The organism is Atlantibacter sp. MEI4A-1023, from assembly GCF_056155425.1.
In genome coordinates this window covers 311,419-331,791 of the sequence record NZ_CM149568.1, presented here as the reverse complement: position 1 = coordinate 331,791, position 20,373 = coordinate 311,419, and the positions used below count along the sequence as shown (strand labels likewise).

Sequence of the window (20,373 nt, the reverse complement as noted above, 5' to 3'; positions counted from 1 at the left end):
CCTGACACTCAACACCTTCTCAAATTACTTTTCTGCCGCTTTCTGTAAATCTCAGTAGCGATAACAATCTGTAAACACCGATGTCTACACAGGCTCATAAGCCATAATGTGAATATTTACATTAGCGATGAGTCCCAAAAAAGCGCGGCACCCACTCCAACCCCCTTACAAGCCGCTCCTCACCTCACCCGAATGTCGTAGCGATCGTTCATAATAGTTATCGAAATGTGACTTAGTGCAACTTTACCCGCTATTAAAATCGACATAACTTGCAATACTTCATAGGGTGTCCGACCCTACATGCCTGTATTAATTACGAGGCGCAAAATAAATCATTCGGCCTGGATTACACAGTGAAGTGACCATCTATGTTGATACCGTCTAAATTAAGTCGTCCGGTTCGCCTGGAAAATACCGTTCTACGTGAACGGCTTCTGGCGAAACTGAGCAGCGCACATCACTATCGGCTGGCCCTTGTCACCAGCCCGGCGGGCTATGGCAAAACCACGCTGGTTTCCCAGTGGGCTTCCGGTAAACAAGATTTAGGATGGTTTTCTCTTGATGAAGGGGATAACCAGCAGGAACGCTTTGCGATTTATTTGATTGCGGCGATCCAGCAGGCCACCGGCGGGCACTGCGCGACCAGCGAAGTGATGGCGCAAAAACGCCAGTACGCCAGCCTCAACTCCCTGTTTGCCCAGCTGTTTATCGAACTCGCCGACTGGGAACGCCCGCTGTATCTGGTCATTGACGACTATCATCTCATCACCAACCCGGTGATCCACGATGCAATGCGTTTCTTTTTGCGCCATCAGCCCGAAAATGTCAGCCTGGTGGTGCTATCGCGTAATCTGCCGCAACTTGGCATTGCCAACCTGCGGGTGCGCGACCAACTGCTGGAGATCGGCAGCCAGCAACTGGCTTTCACTCACCAGGAAGCCAAACAATTTTTTGATTGCCGCCTGAATGTGCCTATCGAACCCGCTGAAAGCAGCAAGATGTGCGATGACGTCGCCGGATGGGCGACCGCGTTGCAGCTTATCGCGCTCTCTGCACGCCAGAACAATACCTCAGCGCACCAGTCCGCTCGCCGCCTGGCGGGGATCAACGCCAGCCATCTGTCCGATTATCTGGTGGATGAAGTGCTGGATAACATCGACGTCGATGTGCGCAAGTTTCTGCTGAAAAGCGCCCTGCTGCGCTCGATGAACGATGCGCTGATCGTGCGCGTCACCGGCGAAGAAAACGGCCAGATGCGCCTCGAAGAGATTGAGCGTCAGGGGCTGTTCCTGCAACGCATGGACGATAGCGGCGAGTGGTTTAGCTATCATCCGCTGTTCGGCAATTTTCTCCGCCAGCGCTGCCAGTGGGAACTGGCGACGCAGCTGCCGGAAATTCATCGCGCCGCCGCCGAAGGCTGGATGGCACAGGGCTTCCCCGGCGAAGCCATTCATCACGCGCTGGCGGCAGGCGATGCCGCGATGCTGCGCGATATCCTGCTGAACCACGCCTGGGGCTTGTTCAACCACAGCGAACTGACGCTGCTTGAAGAGTCGCTGAAAGCGCTGCCCTGGGAGAGCCTGCTGGCGAACCCGAAACTGGTGCTGTTGCAGGCCTGGCTGATGCAAAGCCAGCATCGCTACGGCGAAGTGAATACCCTGCTCGCCCGCGCCGAGCAGGAAATGAACGGCGAGATGGACGAAACCTTGCAGGGTGAATTTAACGCGCTGCGCGCCCAGGTGGCGATTAACGATGGCGACCCGCAAGAGGCGGAGCGGCTGTCGATTATCGCGCTGGAGACCCTGCCGCTGGCCAGCTATTACAGCCGCATCGTCGCGACGTCGGTACACGGCGAAGTGCTGCACTGCAAAGGAGAACTGAGCCAGTCGCTGGCGGTGATGCAGCAAACCGAAATGATGGCTCGTCGCCATGACGTCTGGCATTACGCGCTGTGGAGCTTGATCCAGCAAAGCGAAATCCTGTTTGCCCAGGGCTTTTTGCAGGCCGCCTGGGAAACCCAGGATAAAGCCTTCACCCTGATCCGCGAACAGCATCTTGAGCAGTTACCGCTGCATGAATTTTTGCTTCGCATCCGGGCGCAGTTGTTGTGGGCCTGGGCGCGCCTGGACGAGGCGGAAGCCTGCGCCCGCCAGGGTATCGAGGTGCTGGCAAACTACCAGCCCCAACAGCAGCTACAGTGCCTGGCCCTACTGGTACAAAGCTCGCTGGCGCGTGGGGCGCTGGATAATGCCCGCAGTCACCTGAACCGTCTGGAAAACTTGCTGGGCAACGGCCCCTATCACAGCGACTGGGTATCGAATGCCGACAAAGTTCGGGTGATCTACTGGCAAATGACCGGCGATAAAACCGCGGCCGCCAACTGGCTGCGCCAGACGCCGAAGCCGGGATCGGCGGACAACCACTTCCTGCAAAGCCAGTGGCGTAATATCGCCCGTGCGCAAATTCTGCTGGGGGATTTCGATCCGGCGGAAATGGTGCTGGAAGAGCTCAACGAAAACGCGCGCAGCCTGCGCCTGATGAGCGATATCAACCGCAACCTGCTGTTGTTGAACCAGCTTTACTGGCAGTCAGGCCGCAAAAGCGACGCCCAGCGCGTGCTGCTGGAGGCGCTCACGCTCTCTAACCGCACCGGGTTCGTCAGCCATTTTGTGATTGAAGGCGAAGCGATGGCGCAACAGCTGCGTCAGCTGATTCAACTCAACACGTTGCCGGAGCTGGAGCAGCATCGCGCCCAGCTGATCCTGCGTGAAATTAACCAGCATCACCGGCACAAGTTCGCCCATTTTGACGAGAATTTTGTCACCCGTTTATTAACCCATCCTGAAGTGCCGGAACTGATCCGCACCAGCCCGCTTACCCAGCGCGAATGGCAGGTGTTGGGGCTGATTTATTCTGGCTACAGCAACGATCAAATCGCCGGCGAGCTGGATGTGGCGGCGACCACCATCAAAACCCACATCCGCAATCTGTATCAAAAACTCGGCGTGGCGCATCGCCAGGCGGCGGTGCAGCATGCCCAGCAGTTGCTCAAAATGATGGGGTACGGCGTTTAACACACCCGGCAAAGCCGGGTGCGATCAGCACAGTTCCAGTTGGATGTTATGCTCGCGGATCACCTGCAACACGCCCGCAGGCGGTGCGGTATCGGTGTAAACCGCATCCACCAGGCTGATGCTGCCTAAGTTCACCATGGCGTTACGGCCAAATTTCGAATGGTCCACCACCAGCATCACATGGCGCGAGTTTTCAATAATCGCGCGTTTGGTGCGCACTTCATGATAATCAAACTCTAACAGCGAGCCGTCGCTGTCGATGCCGCTGATGCCGAGAATGCCGAAATCGAGCCGAAACTGAGAGATAAAATCGAGGGTCGCTTCGCCGATAATCCCGCCATCGCGGCTGCGCAGTTCACCGCCCGCCAGGATGATGCGGAAATCGTCCTTCACCATCAGCGTATTCGCGACGTTGAGGTTGTTGGTCACGATGCGCAGGTTTTCATGGTTTAGCAGCGCGTGGGCCACGGCTTCCGGCGTCGTGCCGATATCGATAAACAGCGTGGCCCCGTTAGGGATTTGGCTGGCGACGCGCTGGGCGATACGCGCCTTCTCTGTGGTCTGGGTGGCTTTACGGTCGTGCCACGAGGTGTTGACTGAACTGGACGGCAATGCCGCGCCGCCGTGATGGCGCAAAATCATGTTCTGATCGGCCAGATCGTTTAAATCGCGGCGAATGGTCTGCGGGCTAACAGAAAACTGTTCAACCAGCTCTTCAGTGCTGACATATCCTTGTTTTTTAACAAGTTCAATAATGGCGTCATGACGCTGTGTTTGCTTCACTCTTTTCTCCTGCACTGCACTGAATTATGTTCGTTTTCGCAAATAAAGGCAGTCAACGAACGCCATTACCAGCCCTACCAGCAACCCGGTCAGGTGCGCGGCATTGGCAATTGAGAACCCAAACAGATCGAACCAACCGGCGATCAGCCACAGCAACGCAAACACCATTAAACCACGCGGCATCACAATACCGCTTTCGGGATCGCGCTCGCCGCGCAGCCAGACGTAACCCATCAGCGCGTACACCACGCCAGACAAGCCGCCAAACCAGGCACCGCTGAATTTATGCTGCACGTAGCCGCTTAACAGCGCGGAGACCAACGTCAGTACAATCAGCTTGCCGCTGCCGAGCCGTTTTTCCACCGGCCCGCCGAGATACCACCACCATAACAAATTAAAGGTGATATGCATGATCGAGAAATGAAGCAGCGCATGGGTAAAGTAGCGCCAGAATTCGAAATCGAGACTTGAGTCATAAGGCCAGGCGAGCCAAATCATTACCGCCTGGTCCCCCACTGCCAGCATCAGCACATATACCGCGATACAAACGATGGCAAGCCCAATGGTGAACGGCCCGGCGCGCTCGCGCAGCGTCGCCATAAACGGGTAGCGGCGATAGTGCAGGCCGCTGTCGGTATGGCCGGTACGCCAGCTGGCGGCCAGATAGCGCGGATCGTTGGGGTCTTCGAGAAAGTGTGCCAGTTCTGCCTGCACCCGGTCGGCCTGTTGATCGTCAGCAAGCCAGACATCGGTCTGGCTGTGCTGCTGAATGGTCAGAACAACGCCCTGCGTGGCCATGTAATCCACAAAGGCCTGAGCCATTCGCGGATTGGCAAAAGTCGTAATCAGTACCATCAATAAACGCCATTTTCCACACAAAGAAAGGGAGTATATACGCTAATTAACCCAGCTTATAAGCCACTTCGGCGGGAAAATGCCGATGCCAGGCATCAAAGCCGCCATCCACGCTATACACATTTTCATAGCCCTGTTGCAGCAGGTATTGCGCTGCACCTTTACTGCTGTTGCCGTGATAGCACATCACCATTACCGGCGTGTCGAAATCGGTTTCCTGCATAAAGTTGTTCAGCGTGTCGTTGGTTAAATGAAACGCGCCGGGCGCATGACCAATCGCATAACTTTGCGGGTCGCGGATATCCACCAGTACGGCGGTGCCGCGTTGCATTTTCTGGTGCGCTTCTTCCACACCAATACATTCAAAGTGATCCATGGTCGCTCTCGTTTTCTACAGTGATTCACATTACCCGGCGTTGAGCCGGTGAGTTCGGGTTTACCGTTTAAGTGTACGTGCTGAGCAGGGCGGCGCGCCATATTGTTATGTGTATCACGCGAAATTGTTTTTTTCTTGTTACCAAACGACCGGAAGATTTGCTATTATGAGCGATAACGAACATTTATGAGCTTTAACGAAAGTGCAAGAGGCAAGCATGGAAACCAAAGATCTGATTGTGATAGGCGGAGGCATTAACGGCGCAGGCATTGCGGTGGATGCAGCCGGGCGCGGTTTATCGGTGCTGATGCTGGAAGCGCAGGATCTGGCCTGTGCCACCTCATCGGCAAGTTCAAAGCTGATCCACGGCGGCTTACGTTACCTGGAACATTATGAATTCCGTCTGGTCAGCGAGGCGCTGGCAGAGCGTGAAGTGCTGCTGAAAATGGCCCCGCATATTGCGTTCCCGATGCGTTTCCGCCTGCCGCACCGCCCGCATTTACGTCCGGCCTGGATGATCCGCGCTGGACTGTTTATGTACGATAACCTCGGCAAGCGCACCAGCCTGCCGCGCTCGCACGGTTTGCGCTTTGGCGCGGATTCGGTACTGAAACCGGAGATTGTGCGCGGTTTCGAATATTCTGACTGCTGGGTGGACGATGCGCGCCTGGTGCTCGCGAACGCGCAGATGGTGGTGAAGAAAGGCGGCGAAGTGATGACCCGCACTAAAGCCACCTCCGCCCGCCGCGAAAACGGCCTGTGGGTAGTGGAAGCAGAAGATATCGATACCGGAAAAACCTACACCTGGCGCGCACGCGGCCTGGTGAATGCTACCGGCCCGTGGGTAAAAAACTTCTTTGATGACGGGCTGAAACTGCCGTCGCCGTACGGCATCCGTCTGATTAAAGGCAGCCATATCGTCGTGCCGCGCGTTCATCAGCAGAAGCAGGCGTACATCCTGCAAAACGAAGATAAGCGCATCGTGTTTGTGATCCCGTGGTTGGACGAGTTTTCGATTATCGGCACCACCGACGTGGAGTACAACGGCGATCCGAAACAGGTGGCGATTGATGAGAGCGAAATCAACTACCTGCTGAAGGTTTATAACCTGCACTTTAAAAAGCAGCTTAACCGCGACGACGTGGTGTGGACCTACTCCGGCGTGCGTCCGCTGTGCGATGACGAATCCGACTCGCCACAGGCTATTACCCGCGACTATACGCTGGATATTCACGATGAAAATGGCCAGGTGCCGCTGCTGTCGGTATTCGGCGGTAAGCTGACCACTTACCGTAAGCTGGCGGAACACGCGCTGGAAAAACTGGCTAACTACTACCCGTCTATGGGCCCGGCCTGGACCAAAAGCTGTATTCTGCCTGGCGGTGAACTGAACGGCGACCGCGATGACTACGCCGCGAAACTGCGCCGCCGCTATCCGTTTATCAGCGAATCGCTGGCGCGCCACTATGCGCGGACTTACGGTTCAAACAGCGATCTGATTCTGGGCAACATCAGTCGTCTTGAGGAATTAGGCGAAGATTTCGGTCATGAGTTTTATGAGGCGGAACTGCGCTACCTGGTGAACCACGAGTGGGTGCGCCGTCTGGATGATGCGGTATGGCGTCGTACCAAGACAGGCATGTGGCTAAATGCCGAGCAGGAGTCGCGCATTGCGGCCTGGCTCGCTAAATACACGAAACAAGAGCTTTCGTTAGCCTCTTAAAAGAAAAACGGCGGAGGATCTCCGCCGTTTTTTTATGGCCGATTTACAACCGTACTGGCTTGATATTCCAGATATTTTCGGCGTACTCCTGGATCGTCCGGTCGGACGAGAAATACCCCATATTGGCAATATTCTGCATCGCGCAGGTAGACCAGGCTTCCGGTTGGCGATACAGCTCATCCACTTTATCCTGGGTATCCACGTAGCTGCGGTAATCCGCCAGCACCTGATAGTGGTCGCCAAAGTTGATCAGAGAATCGAGCAGATCGCGGTAACGGTTTTTATCTTCCGGGCTAAAGACGCCGGTGCCGATCTGGGTTAACGCCAGATGCAGCTCTTCATCCTGCTCGTAGTACTCGCGCGGCTTGTAACCTTTGCGGCGCAATTCCTCGACCTGTTCCGCCGTGTTGCCGAAGATAAAGATGTTCTCCGCGCCAACGTGCTCCAGCATTTCGACATTTGCGCCGTCCAGCGTGCCGATAGTCAGCGCACCGTTGAGAGCGAATTTCATGTTGCTGGTGCCAGACGCTTCGGTGCCCGCCAGGGAGATCTGTTCGGAAAGATCCGCCGCCGGGATAATCACCTGCGCCAGGCTGACGCTGTAGTTCGGGATAAACACCACTTTCAGATGGTCGCGCACATCGGGATCGTTGTTGATCACCTCAGCCACATCGTTGATCAGGTGAATAATGTGTTTCGCCATGTAATATGCCGACGCGGCTTTACCGGCGAAGATATTCACGCGCGGCACCCAGTCGGCATTCGGGTCGGCCTTGATGCGGTTATAGCGGGTAATCACGTGCAGGACATTCATCAACTGACGTTTGTACTCGTGAATACGCTTAATCTGCACATCAAACAACGCTTTCGGGTTGACCACCACATCCAGCTGCTGGGCAATGACATTTGCCAGCCGCTTTTTGTTTTCGAGCTTGGCCTGACGCACCGCCTGGTTTACCAGCGGATAGTCGATATGCTGCTTGAGTTCGCTTAACTGGCTTAAATCGGTGCGCCAGTTGCGGCCAATGTGATCGTCCAGCACTTCAGACAGCGCCGGGTTTGCCAGCGCCAGCCAGCGGCGCGGCGTCACGCCGTTGGTCACGTTGCAGAAACGCATCGGGAAGATGCGCGCGAAATCGGCGAACAGCGATTGCACCATCAGGTTTGAGTGCAGTTCCGATACGCCGTTAACTTTATGGCTCACCACCACCGCCAGCCAGGCCATACGCACTTTACGACCGTTGGATTCGTCGATAATTGAGGTGCGGCTAAGCAATGCTGTGTCGTTCGGGTACTGCTCCTGAACGGTTTTCAGGAAGTAGTCGTTGATCTCGAAAATGATTTGCAGATGGCGCGGCAGGATTTTGCCCAGCATATCTACCGGCCAGCTTTCCAGCGCCTCGCTCATCAACGTGTGGTTGGTGTAAGAGAACACCTGGCAGGTGACTTCAAACGCTTCATCCCAACCAAACTTGTGCTCGTCGATCAGCAAGCGCATCAATTCCGGAATCGACAGCACCGGGTGGGTGTCGTTCAGGTGAATCGCAATTTTATCCGCCAGATTGGCATAGGTTTTATGCATCTGGTAATGGCGGCTCAGGATATCCTGGATGGTAGCCGACACCAGGAAGTACTCCTGACGCAAACGCAGCTCGCGCCCGGAATAGGTCGAGTCATCCGGATACAGCACGCGGGAGACGTTTTCCGAGTGGTTTTTATCTTCCACCGCCGCGAAGTAGTCGCCCTGGTTGAATTTACCGAGGTTGATTTCGCTACTCGCCTGGGCATTCCACAGGCGCAGCGTGTTGGTGGCGTCGGTATCGTATCCGGGGATAATCTGGTCATAGGCGACGGCCAGGATCTCTTCGGTTTCAATCCAGCGGGTTTTCTTGCCTTCCTGCTGAATACGTCCGCCGAAGCGCACTTTGTAGCGGGTGTTGTGGCGTTTAAATTCCCACGGGTTACCGTATTCCAGCCAGTAATCAGGGGACTCTTTTTGACGGCCATCGACAATATTTTGCCGGAACATACCGTAGTCGTAGCGAATTCCATAACCACGCCCCGGCAGCCCTAAGGTCGCCAGAGAGTCCAGGAAACAGGCGGCGAGACGCCCGAGGCCGCCGTTACCGAGGCCGGGGTCATTCTCTTCATCGATCAGTTCTTCCAGATCGAGGCCCATCTCTTCGAGCGCGTCTTTGACGTCATCGTAAATACCCAGCGACAGTAGGGCGTTAGAGAGGGTGCGACCAATCAGAAACTCCATCGACAGGTAGTAAACCTGACGCATTTCCTGGGAAAGCTGCGCGCGATTGGAGCGCAACCAACGCTCCACCAGACGATCCCTTACCGCAAACAGCGTTGCGTTCAGCCATTCATGCTTGTTGGCAATAGCCGGATCTTTACCGATGGTAAACATCAGCTTATAAGCAATGGAATGCTTTAGCGCCTCAACGCTGACGGTGGGGGATGAATAGGAAAAGGGTGCATTCATACATGTGATTCCTGGATAGTTACATCAAGCGTTGATAAAGTTCGCGGTAAGACTTCGCCGCAACATGCCAGCTAAAATCCATGCCCATCGCCTGACGCTGAACAAACCGCCAAAGTGATGGACGCGACCACAACACGAAAGCACGCCGAATCGCACGTAGCAGCGACCAGGCATTACTATCTTCAAACACGAAACCACTGGCCATTCCATCGGCTAAATTCTCCAGCGAGCTATCTGACACGGTATCGGCTAAACCACCGGTGCGGCGCACCAGCGGCAGCGTGCCATATTTCAAACCATAGAGTTGCGTTAATCCGCACGGCTCAAACCGGCTGGGGACCAGGATCACATCCGCGCCGCCCATGATGCGGTGGGAAAACGCCTCGTGATAACCAATCTGTACCCCGACCTGGCCCGGATGTTCGGCAGCGGCGGCAAGGAAACCTTCCTGCAACACCGCATCACCCGCGCCAAGCAGTGCCAACTGCCCGCCCTGCTCCAGCAGGCCCGGCAGCGCTTCCAGCACCAGGTCGAGACCTTTCTGGCTGGTAAGTCGGCTCACCACCGCAAACAGCGGGACTTTGTCATTCACCTTCAGTCCCATGGCAATTTGCAACTGGCGTTTGTTTTCCGCTTTCTCTTCTAACGTATCGCGGTTATATCGTGCAGACAAGAGCAGGTCCGTTGATGGGTCCCAGATATTCTCATCCACACCGTTGAGGATGCCGGATAGCCGGCCTTCGCGATGGCGCTGCTGTAACAGCCCTTCCATACCGTAGGCGAACTGCGGCTCGGTGATTTCACGGGCATAGGTCGGGCTGACCGCCGTGATATGGTCGGCGTAGTAAAGCCCGGCTTTTAAGAAGGAAATCTGGCCGTTGAACTCCAGGCCGTTGATGTCGAAGAACCACCACGGCAGACCAATTTCGCTCATGTGATGGGCGTAGAACATGCCCTGATACGCCAGGTTATGGACCGTGAAGACTGATTTCGCCGGATTACCGCGCGCCGCGAGGTAGGCAGGCGCCAGTCCGGCATGCCAGTCGTGGGCGTGAACCACATCCGGCTTCCAGAAGGGGTCGAATCCGCACGCCATTTCACAACCCGCCCAGCCCAGCAGCGCAAAGCGGATAACGTTATCCGGGTACGCGTACTGATTGGTGTCGTGATAAGGGCTACCCGGACGGTCATACAAATCCGGGGCGTCAATCATATAGATACCGACGCCGTTGAAATGCCCGAACAGCAACGTTACCGGCCCGGCGAACGTGTCGCGGTGCGCAACCTGCTGGGCATCAGTGACGCCGCGTCGAATATCAGGGAATGCGGGCAACAGCACGCGGGTATCCACGCCATCGGCAATCTGCGCGGCGGGCAACGCCCCAATCACATCCGCCAGACCACCTGTTTTCAGCAGCGGAAACATTTCAGAACAAACGTGTAAAACCTGCATTATGGCTCCCGTTCAATTACCCGGCGCGAAAATGCGCGCCAAACGCGAAATTCAACCGCGCGACCTGCGCCGCGCGGTTATTCCCTGCGCAATTACCCTTCCAGTTTCCTGAGCATCTCGCGCGTAACCAAGACAATCCCTTCTTCGGAGCGATAGAACCGGCGAGCATCTTCTTCCGCATTTTCGCCAATCACCATACCTTCAGGGATCACGCAGGCACGGTCAATAATGCAGCGACGCAGACGGCACGAACGGCCAATCCAGACGTCTGGCAACAAGACAGAAGAATCAATATTACAGAATGAATTTACCCGTACCCTGGGGAACAGCACCGACTGAACCACCACGGAACCGGAAATAATGCATCCGCCGGACACCAGCGAGTTCAGGGTCATCCCATGACTGCCGGATCGGTCCTGTACAAATTTAGCAGGCGGTAGCGGTTCCATGTGAGTACGAATTGGCCAATCGCGATCGTACATATCCAGCTCCGGGGTCACGGAGGCGAGATCGAGGTTGGCTTTCCAGTAGGCTTCCAGCGTCCCGACATCGCGCCAGTAGGGCTCGGAATCTGGATCGGACTGCACGCAGGAAAGCGGGAACGGGTGGGCATAGGCTTCCCCTGCCGCCGTCAGTTTCGGGATAATATCTTTGCCGAAATCGTGGCTGGAATTCGGATCGTTGTCATCCTCCTCCAGCAACTCATACAAATATTCAGCGTCGAAAATGTAAATCCCCATACTGGCCAGCGATTTGGTCGGGTCGTTTGGCATCGTCGGCGGATCGGCAGGTTTTTCAACAAAATCGATGATTTTGTCGTGTTCATCCACATCCATTACGCCAAACGCCGTCGCTTCCGCCTTAGGAACCGGCATACATGCCACCGTACAGCGCGCGCCTTTTTCCACGTGGTCGATCAACATGCGCGAATAGTCTTGTTTGTAGATATGGTCCCCCGCCAGAATCACGATGTATTCGGCTCCGTAGCGCCGGATAATATCGAGGTTCTGGGTCACGGCATCAGCGGTACCGCGATACCAGTTTTCGCCGTGTACGCGCTGCTGCGCGGGAAGCAAATCGACAAACTCGTTCATCTCTTCGCTGAAAAACGACCAACCGCGCTGGATATGCTGCACCAGAGTATGAGACTGGTACTGGGTGATCACCCCAATCCGGCGGATGCCCGAGTTAATACAGTTGGATAATGCAAAGTCGATGATGCGGAACTTCCCGCCAAAGTGAACGGCAGGTTTTGCACGGGTAGTGGTTAAATCTTTGAGGCGCGTGCCGCGGCCACCCGCCAGTATTAAAGCGACAGATTTTATAGGCAGTTGTCGCGCTAACATCAGAGGATCGTTCTTTTCAAACCTAACCATGACTGACTCCTTTTATTATGACTTTTGGAATACGCACACTCCGTGCGCGGGCCCATGCCATACAGCCATTACTACCGGATTGTCCTCTCCGGCAAATGGGGGGATAGCACGCCATTCCCCTTGGGGTAAGACGATCTCTGACACCACATCGGTTGCATTGATCGCAATAAGCCAACGCTCAGAAAGCTGGATCTGCAAAAAGCGCGGTCCACCTTGCCACTCATCAGCCCGGAGAGGTTGACCCTCTCGATTCAACCAGCGAACGTTGTTATCACCTTCATCCCACCAGCGATTCTCGGTCAGCGCCGGGATCGTCTTGCGCAGGTGAATTAACGCCGCTGTAAATGTCGTTAACCCGTCATTGCTATGGGCCCAGTCGAGCCAGGTCAGTTCGTTGTCCTGGCAGTAGGCATTATTATTGCCGTGCTGGCTATGACCGTGTTCATCACCGGCCAGCAGCATCGGGGTGCCCTGAGAAAGCAATAACGTCGTTAGCAGCGCATGAATACTGTCGCGCCGCCGCTCTTTAATATGTTGCCCCGCCTCCAGCCCTTCAAAACCGTAGTTATTGCTGAAGTTGTGGGTGGTGCCGTCACGATTGTCTTCGCCGTTGGCTTCGTTGTGCTTATTGTTAAAGCTTACGCAGTCACGCAGCGTAAAGCCGTCGTGGGCGGTGATTAAATTAATACTGGCGGACGGCGGGCGGCCATCATCACGAAAGACGTCGCTGGATGCGGCAAACCGGCAGGCGAATCCCCCTAACGAAAGATCCTGCTGTAGCCAGAAGCGCCGCATACCGTCACGGTAATGGTCGTTCCACTCCGCGAATAAAGGCGGGTAGTTCCCTACCTGGTAGCCGCCAGCCCCAATATCCCAGGGCTCGGCGATCAGCTTCACTTTTGACAGCACCGGATCCTGGCGGATTGCCTCAAACAGCGGTGCATCCTGGCGGAATTCCGGGGTGCGCCCCATTACCGACGCGAGATCAAAGCGGAAGCCGTCGACATGGCACTCTTCTACCCAGAACTTCAGGCAGCCGATGGCGAAATCCACCACGCCGGGGCTGCTGAGGTTCACGGTATTGCCGCACCCGGTCCAGTTATAGTCATCGCCGTTGTCCTGTAACCAATAATAGCTACGGTTGTCGATTCCGCGCATCGAAAAGGTCGGTCCTTCCTCATCAATCTCCGCCGTGTGGTTGAGAACGATATCCAGGATCACTTCGATTCCGGCACGATGCAGCGCTTTCACCGCATCGCGGAACTCGTCCACAGCGGCGGTAACATCATGATTAATGGCATAACGTGGCGACACGCACCATAATGCGAACGGGTTGTATCCCCAGTAGTTGGTTAACCCCAGGCGCTGCAAACGCGGCTCGTTGGCGAAATGGGCAATCGGTAGCAATTCCAGCGCCGTGATCCCCAGGCGCTTGAAATAGTCGATCATCACAGGGTAGCCCAGCGCGGCATAGGTGCCCCGCATCGCGACGGGGATTTTCGGATGTAACTGCGTCAGGCCGCGCACATGGCCTTCATAAATCACCGTCTCGCCCCAGGGCGTATACAGCAATTCATCGTCTTCCCAGTCGTAGTCATCCTGAATCACCACGCCTTTCGGCGCGATGGGCGCGCTGTCGCGATGGTCAGGTTCCTGATAGCCGCCGTGCAGCAGCGGTGAATCTTCGACATCGCCGTCAACCGCACGCGCGCACGGGTCGAGCAGTAATTTGGCGGGGTTGAAGCGATGCCCCTGGCGCGGTGCCCAGGGGCCGTGAACCCGGTAACCGTAACGCTGCCCGGGGCGAATATTGGCTAAATAACCGTGCCAGACATCCCCGGTACGCGCCGGTAAATCATAGCGATGTTCATTACCCTGTTCGTCGAACAAGCACAGCTCGACTTTTTCGGCATTAGCGGAAAACAGCGTGAAATTCACGCCTTTCCCGTCAAAGTGCGCACCGAGCGGCGTGGGGTTCCCTGTAGCCAGCAGGCTCATTCCCCCTCCCGGACTAACCAGATGGTCGCCAGCGGCGGGATGGTAATGCACAGTGAGTTGTCGCGCCCATGGCTTGGGATCGCATCGGTCTGCACGACGCCGCCATTGCCGGTGTTGCTGCCGTGATAGTGCATGGAGTCGGTATTCAGTTCTTCGCGCCAGCGCCCCGGTTGATTAACGCCAAAGCGGTATTCATGACGCGGCACCGGCGTAAAGTTAGCGGCGACGATGATTTCGTTGCCCTCGCGGTCACGGCGCACAAAGACAAACACCGAATTCGCTTTGTCCTCTACGACCAGCCATTCAAAGCCATTAGGATCGAAATCCAGTTCATGCATGGCTTTATGGTGGCGATAGGTATGGTTCAGGTCGCGTACCAGCCGCTGAACGCCGTGATGCCAGTTATCGCCGCCTTCCAGCAGGTGCCAGTCGAGGCTGGAGTCGTGATTCCACTCGCGGCCCTGGGCGAATTCGTTGCCCATAAACAGCAGTTTTTTACCCGGGAATGCCCACATCCAGCCGTAGTAGGCGCGCAGGTTAGCGAATCTTTGCCATGCATCGCCCGGCATACGGTCCAGAATCGATTTTTTACCGTGCACCACTTCATCATGCGAGAGCGGCAGCACAAAGTTTTCGGTGTAGTTGTACAGCATCCCGAAGGTCATCTTGTCGTGATGGTACTGGCGGTGCACCGGATCGAGCTTCATGTAGTCGAGGGTGTCGTGCATCCAGCCCAGGTTCCACTTAAACCAGAACCCCAGGCCGCCCGCTGAAGGGGGGCGCGACACGCCAGGAAAATCGGTGGACTCTTCCGCCATGGTCACCGCGCCATGCACCTGCTCGCCCAGCACGCGGTTGGTATTGCGCAGGAACTCAATCGCTTCGAGGTTTTCACGGCCGCCGTATTCATTGGGGATCCACTCCCCTTCAGCGCGGCTGTAATCGCGATAAATCATCGATGCCACCGCGTCCACGCGCAGGGCGTCAATGCCGAAACGCTCTGTCCAGTAGAGGGCGTTGCCCACCAGATAGTTGCTGACTTCACGGCGACCATAGTTATAGATCAGCGTGTTCCAGTCCTGGTGATAACCCTCGCGCGGGTCACTGTGCTCATAAAGTTCGGTGCCGTCAAAATTCGCCAGGCCAAATTCATCGCTGGGGAAATGGCCGGGCACCCAGTCGAGGATGACGTTCAAGCCGGCGGCATGGGCGGCATTAATAAAGTATTTAAAGTCGTCACGGGTGCCGAAGCGGCGGGTCGGCGCATACAGCCCCAGCGGCTGGTAGCCCCAACTGCCGTCGAAAGGATGTTCGTTAATCGGCAGCAGTTCGATATGGGTAAAACCCATGCCTTTGACATACGGCACCAGCTGTTCGGCGAGCTCACGATAGCTCAGCCAGAAGTTGTTCTCGGTATGGCGTCGCCAGGAGCCTAAATGCACTTCATAAATGGAGATCGGCGCGTCCATATGGTTGGCTTTTTGCCTTGCCGGACTGATGGTCGTTTTTTCCGGCAGATCGCAAATCATCGATGCCGTTTCCGGGCGCATCTGCGCCTCAAACGCGTAAGGGTCAGCTTTAATACGCAGGTTGCCATTGGCATCAATCATTTCGAATTTATAGAGCTGACCGTTATGCGCGCCGGGGATAAACAGTTCCCAAATCCCGCTCTCTTTACGAAAACGCATCGGGTGACGCCGTCCATCCCAGTAGTTGAACTGGCCGACCACGGAAACGCGGCGCGCGTTGGGAGCCCAGAGCGTAAAGCGGGTGCCGGTAACGCCATCCATGGTTTGCGCATGGGCGCCCAGGGTTTCGTATGGGCGCAGATGTGTGCCTTCCGACAGCAGCCACGCGTCCATTTCCTGCAATAGCGGACCAAAGCGATAAGGATCGTCAATTAAGTTCTGCTGGCCGTGCCAGATGACCGCCAGTTGGTAGCGAAAAAAGTTTTTACGGCGAGCCAGCACGCCGCTAAAGAACCCTCGGGAATCAAGGCATTCCAGCTTGCCGACCTTACGACCGGTTTTCGGTTCGATAACCCACACTTCGGTGGCGTCCGGTAACAGCGCACGGACTTCCAGCCCGGCTTCGGTTTTGTGCATGCCTAGTACGGAAAAAGGATCCGCAAAATGGCCCGCGATAAGCGCATTAATCACGTCTCTATCGATGCGATCAGACATGGTTTCGTCATCCTGTTTTTATGTATCGCCCTACGCATAAGCGTCTGGTCGTGATACTTCTTTTGACCTGAACGAGCAGCCACTTCGTCATCCTCTGGCCGATCGTTCCCACCTACAAGTTTCAGCGGTAAAACCACCCGAACCTTAAGCATAGCCAACGCGCTATCTGACTCCTCAGAAAAATTGCAACAAACTGGTTTACATTCGCCTGTGCCAAAAAAAAAGGAGCGCTTACGCACTCCCGTTATGATTTCCTGTTACGCCAACTGCCGTAACATACGACGCAGCGGCTCGGCGGCACCCCACAATAACTGGTCGCCAACCGTGAAGGCGGACAGATATTCCGGGCCCATATTGAGTTTACGCAGGCGGCCTACCGGGGTTGCCAGCGTGCCGGTCACCGCCGCCGGGGTCAGTTCACGCACGGTGATGTCGCGGTCGTTCGGCACTACGTTCACCCAGTCGTTATGGGTCGCCAGCATTTCCTCGATAGAGGAAAGCGAAACATCTTTTTTCAGTTTAATGGTGAATGCCTGGCTGTGGCAGCGCAGCGCGCCGACGCGGACGCACAGACCATCTACCGGGATCGCGGAGGAGGTGCCGAGGATTTTGTTGGTTTCCGCCTGGCCCTTCCACTCTTCGCGGCTCTGGCCGTTGTCCAGCTGTTTGTCGATCCACGGGATCAGGCTGCCCGCCAGCGGTACGCCGAAGTTATCAACCGGCAACTGGCCGCTACGGGTCAGGGCGGTAACTTTACGTTCGATATCCAGAATAGCGGAAGCCGGATCGGCCAGCTCGCTCGCCACCCCGTTATACAGTTGGCCCATCTGCGCCAGCAGTTCGCGCATATGGCGCGCGCCGCCGCCGGACGCCGCCTGATAGGTCGCCACGGACACCCACTCCACCAGGTTCTGCGCGAACAGGCCGCCCAGTGACATCAGCATCAGGCTGACGGTGCAGTTGCCGCCGACAAACGCCTTCACACCCTTGTTTAAGCCTTCGGTAATGACATGTTGGTTGACCGGATCCAGAATAATGATGGCGTCATCTTTCATACGCAGCGACGAGGCGGCGTCGATCCAGTATCCTTGCCAGCCGCTTTCACGCAGCTTTGGATAAATTTCGTTGGTATAATCGCCGCCTTGGCACGTGACGATAATATCCAGCGCCTTCAGTGCGTCGATAGAATACGCGTCCTGAAGCGTGCCGCCCTGGTGGCCGCCAAAAGACGGTGCAGCCTGCCCAAGCTGGGAAGTGGAAAAGAAGACGGGACGAATGGCGTCAAAATCGCGCTCTTCAACCATGCGTTGCATGAGTACGGAGCCAACCATTCCGCGCCAGCCGATAAAACCAACATTTTTCATAGCGAATCATTCCTGCGAGGTGTGTGCGTGTTGTGCGTGCCGGGGAAAGCCGGACATCCTTTCACCTTACAAAATGCAGCTAAAGTCGCAAGTGAAATAAATCAATGATCGCGCGATCATCAGTAAAGCAACTTATTTAAGCGGGCAGTGGACCCGATTTACAGGAAATGCGTACATGAATGACATTATCTCCGCCGCCGTTTTGCTGATCCTCATTATGGATCCCTTAGGCAATCTGCCCATTTTTATGTCGGTTCTAAAACACACCGAACCGAAGCGGCGGCGGGCGATTATGATTCGCGAGCTGTTGATCGCCCTGCTGCTGATGCTGATTTTCCTGTTTGCCGGTGAAAAAATACTCGCGTTTCTGAATTTGCGCGCCGAGACGGTTTCCATCTCTGGCGGGATTATTCTGTTCCTGATTGCTATTAAAATGATTTTTCCCAGCCAGGAGGGGAACGCCAGCGGCCTGCCCGCCGGGGAAGAGCCGTTTATCGTACCATTGGCGATCCCGCTGGTGGCCGGCCCGACGATTCTGGCAACGCTGATGCTGCTGTCACACCAGTATCCTAATCAGATGGGGCATTTGGTTATCGCGCTGCTGATTGCCTGGGGCGGTACGGTGGCGATCCTGTTGCAGTCATCGCTATTTTTGCGCCTGCTCGGTGAGAAAGGGGTCAATGCGCTGGAACGGTTGATGGGGTTGGTGCTGGTGATGCTCTCCACCCAGATGTTCCTGGACGGTATTCGGGCGTGGATGAAGGGGTAACGGGTCAGGAAACTGGCGTGCGGCAGGCACGCCAGTGGGTTAACGCTTAGCTGACTATCGCAAACGCGATCATTCCGACAATCGCGCCAACCGTTCCGAGGATGGTTTCCATCAGCGTCCAGGTCTTCAGGGTTTGCCCTTCAGTCGCGCCGGTAAACTTACCGAACAGCCAGAACCCAGCGTCGTTAACATGGCTCACCACAATCGACCCGCCCGCGATGCAAATCGACAGCGCTGCCAGCTGTGCGCCGGAGTAATGCAACTGCTCGATCACCGGCATTACCAGCCCAACCGCCGTCAGGCAGGCGACCGTGGCGGACCCCTGGATAATACGCACCGCCGCCGCCAGCACAAAGCAGGTAATGGCAATCGGCAGACCCATACCGGTTAACGCTTCGCCCAGCGCCGGGCCCACGCCGGAATCTACCAGCACCTGTTTAAATACGCCGCCTGCGCCAATCACCAGCAGGATAATCCCGGCAGGTTGTAGCGCATGACCGCAAATTTCCATCACCCGCTCGCGCGGCATTCCGCGACGCATCGCCAGGCCGTACATCGCCACCAGGCAGGCAATCAGGATGGCGGTAAACGGATGACCGATAAACTGTAGCCATTCATAAAGCTGCGAGCCCTGTTCGGTAAAGCGCGCGGCGATGGTTTTCAGGCCTACCAGCACCAGCGGCAGCAGGATCAGCGACAGGCTAAAGCCGAAAGACGGAAGTTTGCCCTCACCTAAATGCGGCTCGCTGATGTCATCCGGAATATGCAGTTCGACGTGCTTGCTGATGACGTTGCCGAACAGCGGCCCGGCGATCAGCATACTGGGTATCGCGGCGCACAGGCCAATCAGGATCATCCAGCCAAAATCAGCGTGCATCTGGGAGGCCAGCAGCATCGGCGCAGGCCCGGGCAGCAAAAAGGCCGCCGCCGCCGCTACGCCGGCAAACAGGGGGATCACCAGCTTCACCAGGTTAGTGCCGGTGTGGCGCGCCATCGAAAACGCCACGCTTATCAGCAGGACAATCGCCACTTCAAAGAACAGCGGCAGTGCGCAGATCAGACCCGCGAGACCAATGGCGTAGTGCGCTTTGCTGTGCCCGAAGGATTTGAGCATCCTGACGGCAATCTGGTCGACTGCGCCGGTTTCATGAAGGATCTTGCCAAACATGGCGCCCAGCGCCACCACGACCGCCAGAAAACCCAGCGTGCCGCCCATCCCCTTTTCCATGGTTGCCGCAATCTTATCGAGCGGCATACCAGAGAAAAGTCCTGCACCAATAGACACCACCATCAACGCGACGAAGGCGTGCATACGGGCCTTCATCACTAAAAACAGCAGTAACAGCACGGAGCCGACTGCTGTTAACACCAACGTTAAAGTATTCACGCCGCCTTGCCTTCTCCAATTGCAGCGATGGTGCTTTCCACCACGCCTTCCAGCGGCTGATCGATATCAATAACGATGACGTCGGTCTCGTCGGCTTTCGGTTCTTCCAGGGTCTGGAACTGCGTTACCAGCATCTGCGGTTTGAAAAAATGCCCTTTACGCGCTTTCAGACGCCCTTCGATCACCTCAGATTCCCCTTTCAGATAGATAAAGGAGAGGTTTGGGTTACCGTCGCGTAGCTGGTCGCGGTAGTCTTTTTTCAGGGATGAGCAGACGATCAGCGACACTTTATTGGTGCGCTGCATGGCAAAGGCCGCGTCGTTCAAGGCTTTCAGCCACGGTTTGCGATCGTCATCGTTCAGCGGCTCGCCGGACGCCATTTTCATAATGTTGCTGCGCGGATGCAGAAAATCGCCATCCAGAAAAGCCGCTTTCAGGCGGTGCGCCACTTCGCTGGCTACGGCGGATTTACCGCTGCCGGATACGCCCATTAAGACGTAGATGTGGTGATCATGATTAGTCGTGCTCATCGCGTTGCTCC

The 20,373-nt window shown here is 56.0% G+C and carries 14 protein-coding genes; 3 read left to right on the top strand and 11 right to left on the bottom strand.

What is annotated here, in order from left to right; all coding sequences use genetic code 11:
- Window positions 1-368 precede the first annotated feature (368 nt).
- On the top strand, window positions 369-3,074 hold the full coding sequence (gene malT, locus ACVV26_RS01550) for an HTH-type transcriptional regulator MalT (protein WP_312981946.1): 2,706 nt from the start codon (window positions 369-371) through the stop codon (window positions 3,072-3,074).
- Between the two features lie 24 nt (window positions 3,075-3,098).
- Here the strand turns inward: malT and ACVV26_RS01545 are convergent, their stop codons facing one another.
- From ACVV26_RS01545 to glpE, 3 genes are read right to left on the bottom strand one after another with little or no spacing between them, the layout of a single operon-like run.
- The gene (locus tag ACVV26_RS01545) at window positions 3,099-3,857 is read right to left on the bottom strand and encodes a DeoR/GlpR family transcriptional regulator (protein ID WP_313083664.1); all 759 of its coding nucleotides are present in this window, start codon (window positions 3,855-3,857) and stop codon (window positions 3,099-3,101) included.
- A gap of 24 nt (window positions 3,858-3,881) precedes the next feature.
- The gene (gene glpG, locus ACVV26_RS01540; RefSeq protein ID WP_474799702.1) at window positions 3,882-4,712 is read right to left on the bottom strand and encodes a rhomboid family intramembrane serine protease GlpG; all 831 of its coding nucleotides are present in this window, start codon (window positions 4,710-4,712) and stop codon (window positions 3,882-3,884) included.
- Window positions 4,713-4,758: 46 nt separating this feature from the next.
- Window positions 4,759-5,088, bottom strand: coding sequence for a thiosulfate sulfurtransferase GlpE (gene glpE / locus ACVV26_RS01535; protein ID WP_312981950.1), 330 nt, complete (start codon window positions 5,086-5,088; stop codon window positions 4,759-4,761).
- Window positions 5,089-5,305: 217 nt separating this feature from the next.
- Between glpE and glpD the strand changes: the two genes are divergently transcribed.
- On the top strand, window positions 5,306-6,811 hold the full coding sequence (glpD, locus tag ACVV26_RS01530) for a glycerol-3-phosphate dehydrogenase (RefSeq protein WP_474799701.1): 1,506 nt from the start codon (window positions 5,306-5,308) through the stop codon (window positions 6,809-6,811).
- Window positions 6,812-6,854: 43 nt separating this feature from the next.
- On the opposite strand, the gene glgP is transcribed toward glpD, so the two are convergent.
- The 6 genes from glgP to asd all read right to left on the bottom strand — a co-directional run bounded on the left by glgP (window position 6,855) and on the right by asd (window position 17,676).
- Window positions 6,855-9,302 (bottom strand): glycogen phosphorylase, encoded by a 2,448-nt coding sequence (gene glgP / locus ACVV26_RS01525; protein WP_474799700.1) that lies wholly within the window; start codon window positions 9,300-9,302, stop codon window positions 6,855-6,857.
- Between the two features lie 19 nt (window positions 9,303-9,321).
- Complete coding sequence (gene glgA, locus ACVV26_RS01520; protein ID WP_474799699.1) at window positions 9,322-10,755, bottom strand: glycogen synthase GlgA; 1,434 nt, start codon at window positions 10,753-10,755, stop codon at window positions 9,322-9,324.
- Between the two features lie 92 nt (window positions 10,756-10,847).
- Entirely contained in the window at window positions 10,848-12,131 is a 1,284-nt protein-coding gene (gene glgC / locus ACVV26_RS01515) for a glucose-1-phosphate adenylyltransferase (RefSeq protein WP_474799698.1), read from the bottom strand.
- Window positions 12,132-12,146: 15 nt separating this feature from the next.
- Window positions 12,147-14,129 (bottom strand): glycogen debranching protein GlgX, encoded by a 1,983-nt coding sequence (glgX, locus tag ACVV26_RS01510; RefSeq protein WP_474799697.1) that lies wholly within the window; start codon window positions 14,127-14,129, stop codon window positions 12,147-12,149.
- Window positions 14,126-16,312: a 1,4-alpha-glucan branching enzyme gene (glgB, locus tag ACVV26_RS01505; protein ID WP_474799696.1), complete on the bottom strand. Its 2,187-nt coding sequence runs from the start codon at window positions 16,310-16,312 to the stop codon at window positions 14,126-14,128. The genes glgX and glgB overlap by 4 nt, the downstream gene beginning before the upstream one ends.
- A 257-nt stretch (window positions 16,313-16,569) precedes the next feature.
- The gene (asd, locus tag ACVV26_RS01500; protein WP_312981963.1) at window positions 16,570-17,676 is read right to left on the bottom strand and encodes an aspartate-semialdehyde dehydrogenase; all 1,107 of its coding nucleotides are present in this window, start codon (window positions 17,674-17,676) and stop codon (window positions 16,570-16,572) included.
- A gap of 175 nt (window positions 17,677-17,851) precedes the next feature.
- Between asd and ACVV26_RS01495 the strand changes: the two genes are divergently transcribed.
- Complete coding sequence (locus ACVV26_RS01495) at window positions 17,852-18,445, top strand: YhgN family NAAT transporter (protein WP_002436499.1); 594 nt, start codon at window positions 17,852-17,854, stop codon at window positions 18,443-18,445.
- Between the two features lie 46 nt (window positions 18,446-18,491).
- Here ACVV26_RS01495 and gntU read toward each other — a convergent pair whose 3' ends face one another.
- Together gntU and gntK are read right to left on the bottom strand one after the other, a co-directional pair.
- The gene (gntU, locus tag ACVV26_RS01490; RefSeq protein WP_474799694.1) at window positions 18,492-19,832 is read right to left on the bottom strand and encodes a gluconate transporter; all 1,341 of its coding nucleotides are present in this window, start codon (window positions 19,830-19,832) and stop codon (window positions 18,492-18,494) included.
- Complete coding sequence (gntK, locus tag ACVV26_RS01485; RefSeq protein ID WP_312981965.1) at window positions 19,829-20,362, bottom strand: gluconokinase; 534 nt, start codon at window positions 20,360-20,362, stop codon at window positions 19,829-19,831. Before gntK ends, gntU begins: the two co-directional genes overlap by 4 nt.
- Between the last annotated feature and the right edge of the window lie 11 nt (window positions 20,363-20,373).

Bases quoted from the DNA above. Each gene is read 5' to 3' on its own strand.
- glgA (WP_474799699.1), bottom strand. From the start codon at position 10,755: ATGCAGGTTTTACACGTTTGTTCTGAAATGTTTCCGCTGCTGAAAACA.
- glpE (WP_312981950.1), bottom strand. From the start codon at position 5,088: ATGGATCACTTTGAATGTATTGGTGTGGAAGAAGCGCACCAGAAAATG.
- gntK (WP_312981965.1), bottom strand. From the start codon at position 20,362: ATGAGCACGACTAATCATGATCACCACATCTACGTCTTAATGGGCGTA.
- glgC (WP_474799698.1), bottom strand. From the start codon at position 12,131: ATGGTTAGGTTTGAAAAGAACGATCCTCTGATGTTAGCGCGACAACTG.
- malT (WP_312981946.1), top strand. From the start codon at position 369: ATGTTGATACCGTCTAAATTAAGTCGTCCGGTTCGCCTGGAAAATACC.
- glgP (WP_474799700.1), bottom strand. From the start codon at position 9,302: ATGAATGCACCCTTTTCCTATTCATCCCCCACCGTCAGCGTTGAGGCG.
- glpG (WP_474799702.1), bottom strand. From the start codon at position 4,712: ATGGTACTGATTACGACTTTTGCCAATCCGCGAATGGCTCAGGCCTTT.
- glgX (WP_474799697.1), bottom strand. From the start codon at position 14,129: ATGAGCCTGCTGGCTACAGGGAACCCCACGCCGCTCGGTGCGCACTTT.
- asd (WP_312981963.1), bottom strand. From the start codon at position 17,676: ATGAAAAATGTTGGTTTTATCGGCTGGCGCGGAATGGTTGGCTCCGTA.
- glpD (WP_474799701.1), top strand. From the start codon at position 5,306: ATGGAAACCAAAGATCTGATTGTGATAGGCGGAGGCATTAACGGCGCA.
- ACVV26_RS01495 (WP_002436499.1), top strand. From the start codon at position 17,852: ATGAATGACATTATCTCCGCCGCCGTTTTGCTGATCCTCATTATGGAT.
- glgB (WP_474799696.1), bottom strand. From the start codon at position 16,312: ATGTCTGATCGCATCGATAGAGACGTGATTAATGCGCTTATCGCGGGC.